10 protein-coding genes and 3 pseudogenes are annotated in these 7,732 nt (G+C 59.0%); 9 read left to right on the top strand and 4 right to left on the bottom strand.

Annotation, left to right across the window (positions count from 1 at the left end; all coding sequences use genetic code 11):
* Positions 1-142: 142 nt before the first annotated feature.
* Positions 143-385: a hypothetical protein gene (locus E1B25_RS17495; RefSeq protein ID WP_206338581.1), complete on the top strand. Its 243-nt coding sequence runs from the start codon at positions 143-145 to the stop codon at positions 383-385.
* Between the two features lie 12 nt (positions 386-397).
* Here the strand turns inward: E1B25_RS17495 and E1B25_RS17500 are convergent, their stop codons facing one another.
* A complete protein-coding gene (locus E1B25_RS17500; RefSeq protein WP_132830885.1) occupies positions 398-1,285 on the bottom strand; it encodes a LysR family transcriptional regulator in 888 nt (295 codons plus the stop codon).
* Positions 1,286-1,382: 97 nt separating this feature from the next.
* On the opposite strand from E1B25_RS17500, the gene E1B25_RS17505 reads away from it, so the two are divergent.
* The 4 genes and pseudogenes from E1B25_RS17505 to E1B25_RS17520 form a co-directional block, all read left to right on the top strand.
* Complete coding sequence (locus tag E1B25_RS17505) at positions 1,383-1,775, top strand: CidA/LrgA family protein (RefSeq protein WP_132830886.1); 393 nt, start codon at positions 1,383-1,385, stop codon at positions 1,773-1,775.
* Positions 1,776-1,788: 13 nt separating this feature from the next.
* A complete protein-coding gene (locus E1B25_RS17510; protein ID WP_165937661.1) occupies positions 1,789-2,475 on the top strand; it encodes an LrgB family protein in 687 nt (228 codons plus the stop codon).
* Positions 2,476-2,576: 101 nt separating this feature from the next.
* Positions 2,577-3,515: pseudogene (locus E1B25_RS22595) on the top strand (IS110 family RNA-guided transposase); the annotation flags it as partial.
* Positions 3,455-3,589: pseudogene (locus E1B25_RS17520) on the top strand (IS5/IS1182 family transposase); the annotation flags it as partial. The pseudogenes E1B25_RS22595 and E1B25_RS17520, both read left to right, overlap by 61 nt.
* A gap of 241 nt (positions 3,590-3,830) precedes the next feature.
* Here E1B25_RS17520 and E1B25_RS17525 read toward each other — a convergent pair.
* Complete coding sequence (locus tag E1B25_RS17525) at positions 3,831-4,208, bottom strand: hypothetical protein (protein WP_132830889.1); 378 nt, start codon at positions 4,206-4,208, stop codon at positions 3,831-3,833.
* A 395-nt stretch (positions 4,209-4,603) separates the two neighbouring features.
* Here E1B25_RS17525 and E1B25_RS22205 point away from each other — a divergent pair, with 395 nt between their 5' ends.
* The 4 genes from E1B25_RS22205 to E1B25_RS17545 all read left to right on the top strand — a co-directional run bounded on the left by E1B25_RS22205 (position 4,604) and on the right by E1B25_RS17545 (position 6,005).
* Positions 4,604-4,750: a hypothetical protein gene (locus E1B25_RS22205; protein WP_165937662.1), complete on the top strand. Its 147-nt coding sequence runs from the start codon at positions 4,604-4,606 to the stop codon at positions 4,748-4,750.
* Between the two features lie 110 nt (positions 4,751-4,860).
* A complete protein-coding gene (locus E1B25_RS17535) occupies positions 4,861-5,136 on the top strand; it encodes a type II toxin-antitoxin system RelE/ParE family toxin (RefSeq protein ID WP_132830891.1) in 276 nt (91 codons plus the stop codon).
* A 9-nt stretch (positions 5,137-5,145) separates the two neighbouring features.
* Positions 5,146-5,463: a HigA family addiction module antitoxin gene (locus tag E1B25_RS17540; RefSeq protein ID WP_132830892.1), complete on the top strand. Its 318-nt coding sequence runs from the start codon at positions 5,146-5,148 to the stop codon at positions 5,461-5,463.
* A gap of 14 nt (positions 5,464-5,477) precedes the next feature.
* The gene (locus E1B25_RS17545) at positions 5,478-6,005 is read left to right on the top strand and encodes an RNA 2'-phosphotransferase (protein WP_132830893.1); all 528 of its coding nucleotides are present in this window, start codon (positions 5,478-5,480) and stop codon (positions 6,003-6,005) included.
* Between the two features lie 294 nt (positions 6,006-6,299).
* On the opposite strand, the pseudogene E1B25_RS17550 reads toward E1B25_RS17545, so the two are convergent.
* Positions 6,300-6,440 (bottom strand): annotated as a pseudogene (locus E1B25_RS17550) (IS3 family transposase); the annotation flags it as partial.
* Between the two features lie 335 nt (positions 6,441-6,775).
* Entirely contained in the window at positions 6,776-7,291 is a 516-nt protein-coding gene (parS, locus tag E1B25_RS17555; protein ID WP_132830894.1) for a type II RES/Xre toxin-antitoxin system antitoxin, read from the bottom strand.
* Between the last annotated feature and the right edge of the window lie 441 nt (positions 7,292-7,732).

Here is a 7,732-nt window from a genome sequence, read left to right on the forward strand (position 1 = left end):
CCTGCTTTGCGGTTGTCTCCGTTGCTCAGTAACCGGTGTCCCGGCCCCACGTTGTAGGGGGAGGCTCGCCTGCGAGATCATACCCATCTCATAGTGGGGAGTGCGTTTCGCAATGTGCGCTACAAATTCGTTTCTCAAATCGTTGGGCGTCGAGATCTACGCGTCGGGCCAAGCAAGGCCGGCGGGCAATCGCTGGAGGGCGACGGGCACTGCGACACGACTTGCCGCCGCATGCCACAACCCGGTGCTGAAGACGGTGACAAAACGCATGAGAAAGCACGGAAAGCCGCACAAGGTTGTCATCATTGCCATCGCACGCAGGCTGATCACCATCGCAAACGCGATGCTCAAAACCGGCGAGACTTGGAGGCATCAGGCGGGTTGATAAACACAATTTCTAGTCGCTGGCCGGGTGTTTCTCGCGGATCAGGTCCAGCCATGCCTGCGCGGCCCCCGACAGATAGGCCCCGCGCCGCCAAGCCATGGCCATAACCCAATCGGTTTGTGGATCGGCCAGCGGTACCAGTTTCGTCCCCGGGCGCGCTCGCTGCTCTGCCGTCATCTGCGGCAGGAAGGTCGCCCCCATCCCCGCAACGACCAGCTCCACCATGAAATCTATCTGACTGCTAAGTACCGCAACCTTGGGCGTCACCCCGGCCCGGCGACAAGCATCGCGGATCATCCGTTGCAAGGTAAACCCCGGCTCGAACAGGATGAAAGGGGTCGCGACCAACGCCTCCATGCTTAGCCGCGCCTCCCCCGCCAGCGGATGATCGGCGCGCAGTAGCGCCACCAATGGTTCACGCCGCACAAGTTGGAAATCGAAATCCTCGGACGTCGGCAAGAGCGCCCCCGCGAAGTCGATCTCGCCCGCGCGCAACAGTTCTTCCAGCCGGTCACTGCCATGTTCGCTCAGCCGCACCTCGATCCCTGGATAGCGCTGCCGGAACTCGGCAAAGAGTGGCGCGAACAGGGTCGAGCTGCCCACTGGCGGCAGCCCCAGCCGCAGCACCCCCGTCTTCAGCCCGCGCAGGTCGGCCAGTTCCGCGATCAAGTCGTCGCGATCGGCCAGCAGCGCAACGGCCCGGCGATAGACGATCTCCCCCGCAGAAGTCAGGATAGCGTGATGCCCGATCCGGTCCAGCAAGGGCTCGCCGATCTCATCCTCCAGCTGGCGCACCGCCTTGGAAATCGTGGATTGCGTGGCATGGATCACCTGAGCAGCCGAAGAAAACCCGCCCTGGCGGACCACTTCGACAAAGGCGCGGAGTGTTCGGAATTCCATGCGCCTATTCCACATACGAATATCTTAAAGTCAATTAATTCATTTTTCTCATGACGGTCGCGCCCCTAGATTGGGGCTGAGAGCAATGAGGCCTATCATGACCAGACGCACGAAATTCATCAAACGACTGCATCGCAGCGCGGGCGCGCAGATTGCGATCATGCTGCTGCTGTGGGGGCTGGGTACGGCGCTCGTTCAGGCCATACATCTGCCGCTGCCCGGCGGAATTCTGGGGTTGGCGGTGCTGCTGCTGCTGCTGATCTCGCATCAGCTCAGCCCGCTGAGCGTGCGACGCGGTGCAAACTGGTTTTTGGCCGAGATGCTACTGTTCTTCGTGCCCGCGGTGATCGCGATCCTCGGGCACAAGGAATTTCTCGGGGTGATGGGCATAGAAGTCCTCGCGGTGATCCTGATTAGCACCTTGGCGGTGATGGTCGTCACCGCGCTGGCCGTGGATCGCTGTCTGCGCTGGACGATGCGCCATGAGTAACTTTGCTGATAATATGCCAATACTGCTGAAGGTCTTGGCGTGGTCGGCGCTAACAATTGCGCTTTATTTGCTGTCCAAACGGATCTACCGCCGCTTTCCTCATTGGTGGACGATGCCGATCGCACTGACGCCCGTCTTGGTTGGCCTCGCCGTGCTGCTGCTGCACAACAGTTACCAGAGCTATCTCAGCTCGACCCATTGGCTAGTGATGCTACTGGGGCCCGCGACGGTGGCCTTCGCCGTGCCGATCTATGAACAGCGTACATTGATCGCACGGCACTGGCCGGTGCTTCTGGTGGGGATGATTGCGGGCAGCCTGACATCCATCCTGACGAGTTGGGGGCTGGCGAGCCTGCTAGGCCTTGACAGCGCATTGCGGCTCAGCCTGCTGCCACGTTCAATCAGCACTCCTTTCGCGATGGAAGTCTCGGGCGATATCGGCGGTGCCCCAAACCTTACGGCGGTCTTCGTGGTGATCACCGGAATAGCGGGCGCTGCGATGGGCGACATGATCCTTGCGAGGATGCCGTTCGTATCGGCGATGGCGCGCGGGGCGATGTTTGGCGTGGCCGCCCACGGGGCCGGCACCGCGCGCGCCCATCAGATCGGCGCGACCGAGGGCGCGATCTCGGGGCTGGTAATGGTACTGGTCGGCGTGATGAACGTGCTTCTGACACCGGTCATACTATTGGTGCTTTAGGGGGCAGGTGACTCTGTTGATGGCGTGGATGCCCCTCCCGACGGCATCGCAATATGCCATTGTGGTGAGTGTTTGAGCCATCACAAAAGGAAGGAGCATCCATGTCCGAAGTTACTATTACCGGTGTCGACTTGGCAAAGCGCGTTTTCCAGTTGCACGGTGCCCACAATGACGGGTCGGTCGCGTTTCGTAAGAAGCTTTCACGAGGTCAGTTTCTTACGTTCGTGTCGCAGCAGCCCAAATGCCTGATCGCCATGGAGGCGTGTGCGACGGCGCATGGCTGGGGTCGGGAGTTTGAAGCGCTGGGGCACGACGTGCGGTTAATTCCGCCGTCCTATGTAAAGCCGTTCGTCAAACGCCAGAAGAATGATGTGGCCGACGCAGAAGCCATCGTAGAGGCTGCATTGCGCCCAACCATGCGCTTTGTTGCAGTGAAGTCCGAAGATCAGCAAGCCCGCGCCATGCTGTTTCGCACGCGGCAGATGTTTGTTGGTCAGCGCACTCAGATGATCAACGCTTTGCGCGGCCATCTCGCCGAACACGGCTTGGTAGCGGCCCGAGGGCCTGCCCATCTCAAGCAGCTCGTGGACGCACTCGCAGATAATGACACGACGCTGCACATCGAGGTTCGTGAACTTGGCCGGATGTATCTGGAGCAGATTGAGGGAATGAATGCGCGTGTTGCAGAGCTTGACGCGAAGATGAGATGCGCCGACAAGAAAGCGGACTTGGTGCGCCGCGCACAAACCATGCCGGGCGTAGGCCCTGTCACGGCGCTTGCGATCGAGACGTTTGCCCCTGACCTGGCCACATTTCGGCGCGGGCGTGATTTTGCCGCGTGGCTGGGGCTTGTGCCAAAACAGCACTCGACGGGCGGCAAGGCGCGGCTCGGGAAGTCCTCGAAGATGGGACAGCGCGACATCCGCACTCTCTTGGTCTCTGGCGCCATGGCTGTTCTTCAGGCTGTTGAGCGGTTTGACACACCAAACAATGGCTGGGCCAGCGGCTCATGGCACGGGACTTCGATCGCCAGGTCGCCGAGCTTCAGATCCGCATAGCCGTGCTGAACGGCTATACCGTGCTCGGCATACCCGCCACAGAGACCGTAGGATAAGTCTGTCCGGGGATAGGGGAAGCTCGACTATCAGCCGAATTGTGCAACAGTGTCATCCTCAATGTGCCAAATTTTTCTTTGATTTGAGTGACCTTGATTCTGGCTTCAATCTCTCTCAGATTTGTCAGTGCGCGGTGATCGAGATCGTACCACCCTGCGCCGATTTCCAGACCTCACGTAGAAATAGGGGCACCATCACGGGCGATGATGTCAGCATGCTTCTTAAAGAATTCCTCTTCCGTCATCCCCTGCCTTCCGACGCGGCGTGCTCGTCACAAAGAGTGATCGGCCATCCAGGCCCCCGGGGGCGACCGGGCTGACCGCAAAATTCGCATGTCTTGAGCGCTTCCGCTTCGAATTTTTCGATGATCTCATCGATTTTGTCGCTGTAGTACTCGAGACTGACGTGGAGCTCACCGGCCTTGGATTTTATGTCAGTGACCTTGATTGCCTCATGTCCGGGTTCAACGAGCTGCTCGAGATCAGATAGCATGCGTTCGACCAGTGACAGCCATCCATGGCCAACCTCGAGGCCGAGGAAGTAGCTGTCTGAGATTAGCTGAGCGTGGCGGCGGAGAACCGTTTCGTGGGTAAGTGGAATATGTGTTACTGAAGACATGCAAGATTCCTGATGCGGTCAGGTTTGCCGCGTGTGTCGCTTTTGGTCAAGCATTCTTTTAACATAATAAGTCTTATTGGCAACACATGTTGTAGCCGCAAAGCTAAAATGTCACCTATGTGCAATTCAGAAATGTCACTCTCCCTGCCGAGGATAGCAAGTAGAGAGAGCCGACATGGGATGGGTGATGATGAGCGAGCGCGACTTCCNAGGACGGCTGAGTGTCCAGAACGGTGCGAACCTATTGGACGTGACCAACGTATGATTGTGGAGGCCGCTCCTTCAGATGCGACGATGGTCGGCCAAACTTGGAAGTACGTGAACAAGAATGGTAGCCCCGACCGGCGCTTCAAAGATAACCGGCAGCTGCCGATCTGTCTCTTTCAAGAGATGGCATGGTCAGCGACGGCGGATTCAAAGGTCTGTTGCAAGTGTCCAAGCACGAAATCAGCAACAACTACGAAAACGCGCTAACTGAGCTCGGTCGCGTCACAAAAGAGCTGAAGGACGCCGAGCCTTTACTGATCGCAAAGGATACATGATGAGCGGATGGGCTCAATGGGCGCTTAGGTCGGAGATCTCCATGCAAGGAATTTCTGCATATCCGTAAGCGGATACTTTACACCTGTCGCCTATCAGCTTACATGAGAGCATGATCAAGGCCTTTGCACACAAGCAGCTGAAAGCCCTGTGGGAGACTGGCAAGTCGAAGATCGACGCGCGCATGCAAAGCCGCATCCTGCGGCGCTTGGATGCACTCGACGCCGCCACGGCTCCCGAGGACATGAACCTGCCGGGCTTCGACTTTCACAGCCTGCGAGGGCACACACCAACGCGCGACACCGTCCATGTGAATGGCCCGTGGTGCATCACCTTCGAGTTCCGCGATGGCGACGCCTATGTGCTGGACTACGAGCAATATCACTAGGAGGCGAGGATGAGCCGCAACCCCAACCGCTGCCCGACGCATCCGGGCGAACTGCTCCGCGAGGATGTGATCCCCGCAACTGGAAAATCGAAAGCCGAAATTGCGCGGATGCTTGGCGTATCGCGCCAGCACCTGCATGACCTCCTGGCCGAACGGAAGCCCGTCAGCCCGGAAGTAGCCGTGCGGCTTGCCAAGCTGTTCGGGAACGCGCCTCTGGTCTGGATCAGGATGCAAGGGGCCTACGATGCTTGGCACGCCACCCGCGAAGTCGATGTGTCGGCTATCCCGACGCTGAGCGCCGCGCCAGGCAACTCGGCCAGCCGTTAAACTGATCATGCAGCATGTCCAAAGAGAGTAAGTTCCTGTCACGCGTTCTGCGCCATGAACCCGACCTGATCGGGCTGACCCTTGGCCCAGGCGGATGGGTCCAAGTGGACGAGCTTTTGCGCGGCATGAAACGAGCAGGGCATCGGCTTTCTCCCGATGCCCTCCGGCAGATCGTCACGGACAACGACAAGCAGCGGTTCACGCTCTCTGATGACGGCCGCCGCATTCGAGCCGCCCAAGGGCATTCCATTGCCGTCGATCTGGACCTGACACCCATTGAACCACCGGCCACGCTGTTCCACGGCACGGCCCGCGACAACCTCGATGCGATCTTCGCGAGCGGCCTCAATCCTGGGCGTCGCCAACATGTCCACCTATCGCCAGATGAGGAAACCGCCGTGAAGGTTGGCTCCCGGCATGGTCGCCCCGTGGTGTTGCGAGTGAACACCGCCGCAATGCATGTAAACGGGTTGCTCTTCTGGCGCGCCGACAACGGTGTGTGGCTGACCGCGGCCGTCCCCCCGGAATACCTCGGCTTCTGACAGGGGCCCTTCTTGCAAACCAAAACCGCCCCCCCACATGGCTGGGGCGGTTTTGGTTTGCGCCACCCATGGGGCGGCAGCAAGGCCCGACAGGGCTGCGCAGGCGCAAGCCGGAGGCGGGGTTTCCAAAGGGGCAGCAGCCCCTTTTGGCCCTGCGGAAGGCTGGGGGGCAACTGTGTTCTTGTCAGAGCCTGATCGTCTGTCTGTGTCGGATCATCGCGTTCAGGATGACGAGCAGCTGTCGGGCGGCGGCGATGAGGATTGTCTTTGACCTGCCCCCCGCTGGTCCCTCGTTCATAACGAGAGTCTGCAGGTTGGATTTTGGTAGTCGGGTTCGCCGTCCTGGGCAAGCGCGCAGGGCGCGGAGCCCTTAAATTGCTCCAGCGCTCGGCGCGCTTGCAGTGGCGTCTGGTTCCCCAGCGATGAGTGCGGCCTAGGCGCTGATGCGCAAGGGTGAGGACTACAGAGATCCGGCGATGGCGACCGCATAGGTCAATTTCGTCGGGTGTCGCCGGGAATATGAGCACGACGGAGGAACGTAAGGGCAAACGATCAAGAGACTGGGTCGGGAGAACCATCATTGACACCGATGCGCCTCCTAGCGCGGGTATCCTCCGGTGTGTATTGGATCCCGTCGGGTAAGATCTTCGAACAGTAAGCGTTCGAGACCATCCTCGTCAACGCGCGCTATCCCATGTTGACACATGTCGCTTTTGGTCAAGCCGCGAGAACCGCAAATCCACCCGTCCCAAGTGGCGGCGAAAGAGGCGTCACGTGTAGCCTCCGTACTCCATGAGGGCCAAGTAGTCCTCGACAGCCTCGGCACCGACCGCCGAAGACAAGAGGTCGATCGGGCGTCGGTTATCCAAACCGATAGCTGGGGCTAACATCCAAGACTCGGCTGAATCTTGATCTCCCAAGACGGTTGTCGCTCGCGCAAGGATCATGGCAAACCGCCACGCTCGACTGCCATACTCAGCAGAAAGCCGGCCCTTACCCTTATCAGACTTCTTCCGCTGAAGGGTGCGTAAGCTCATACCAATAGCTTTGTTGAGAGCATCGCCGGAAGATAGGAAGTTCACCGTGTCGACGAGGTGAACGAGTGCTTGAGACGAAATACCATTCACGATCATGTCGTGCGCGTCGAGGGAGGTGCGAACCTGATGCTTGATGACCCTGCGACCGCCGAGAAGCTGGTAAGCGCGCTCGGTGTTTTCCGTTTCTATGGCATCCGCATCAATTTCCGGAACCTTTTCCTCATCTCTTTGAAAGGTCGCTGCGACCATGGCCGTGTCTCTTCCGTCATGTGCCACCCTCATTGTAACACGTGTCACGCCATATTTCAATCGGCAGCCGTGATCCAAACAAGAACCTCCTCCAGGGTCATGCCTCACAAGGAGAACGTGCCCCACAAGAGATCTGAATGAGAAGAGCGTATACAAGAAATACTTAGCAGGTGTCACCCTGCGCCCAGAGTGGTGTGATTTTGCGGCTCACCTCTTCGCTGATCTCGGCGTTCAGCAGGTTACCAACGATCTGCTATTGTTCATTCTGGCGCGTCCCCCTGCCCGCCGGATAGACTAACTGCTCCCATGGAACTTCAAACGTAAGCCTCCGGGGAGGCCCGTCTTTCTGACTTGAGGCTCACGGCGTAGGTCCGGCGCTATGTCCGACCATAGATACAGACCTGAAGTAGAGATCCTTTCTGTCACCGATACCGGGCGCCG

This window comes from Antarcticimicrobium sediminis, assembly GCF_004348975.1.
GTDB lineage: Bacteria > Pseudomonadota > Alphaproteobacteria > Rhodobacterales > Rhodobacteraceae > Antarcticimicrobium > Antarcticimicrobium sediminis.

Coding starts and splice junctions, on each gene's coding strand:
- E1B25_RS17500 (WP_132830885.1), bottom strand. CDS start 1,285: ATGGAATTCCGAACACTCCGCGCCTTTGTCGAAGTGGTCCGCCAGGGC.
- E1B25_RS17505 (WP_132830886.1), top strand. CDS start 1,383: ATGACCAGACGCACGAAATTCATCAAACGACTGCATCGCAGCGCGGGC.
- E1B25_RS17510 (WP_165937661.1), top strand. CDS start 1,789: ATGCCAATACTGCTGAAGGTCTTGGCGTGGTCGGCGCTAACAATTGCG.
- E1B25_RS17525 (WP_132830889.1), bottom strand. CDS start 4,208: ATGTCTTCAGTAACACATATTCCACTTACCCACGAAACGGTTCTCCGC.
- E1B25_RS22205 (WP_165937662.1), top strand. CDS start 4,604: ATGGTCAGCGACGGCGGATTCAAAGGTCTGTTGCAAGTGTCCAAGCAC.
- E1B25_RS17535 (WP_132830891.1), top strand. CDS start 4,861: ATGATCAAGGCCTTTGCACACAAGCAGCTGAAAGCCCTGTGGGAGACT.
- E1B25_RS17540 (WP_132830892.1), top strand. CDS start 5,146: ATGAGCCGCAACCCCAACCGCTGCCCGACGCATCCGGGCGAACTGCTC.
- E1B25_RS17545 (WP_132830893.1), top strand. CDS start 5,478: ATGTCCAAAGAGAGTAAGTTCCTGTCACGCGTTCTGCGCCATGAACCC.
- parS (WP_132830894.1), bottom strand. CDS start 7,291: ATGGTCGCAGCGACCTTTCAAAGAGATGAGGAAAAGGTTCCGGAAATT.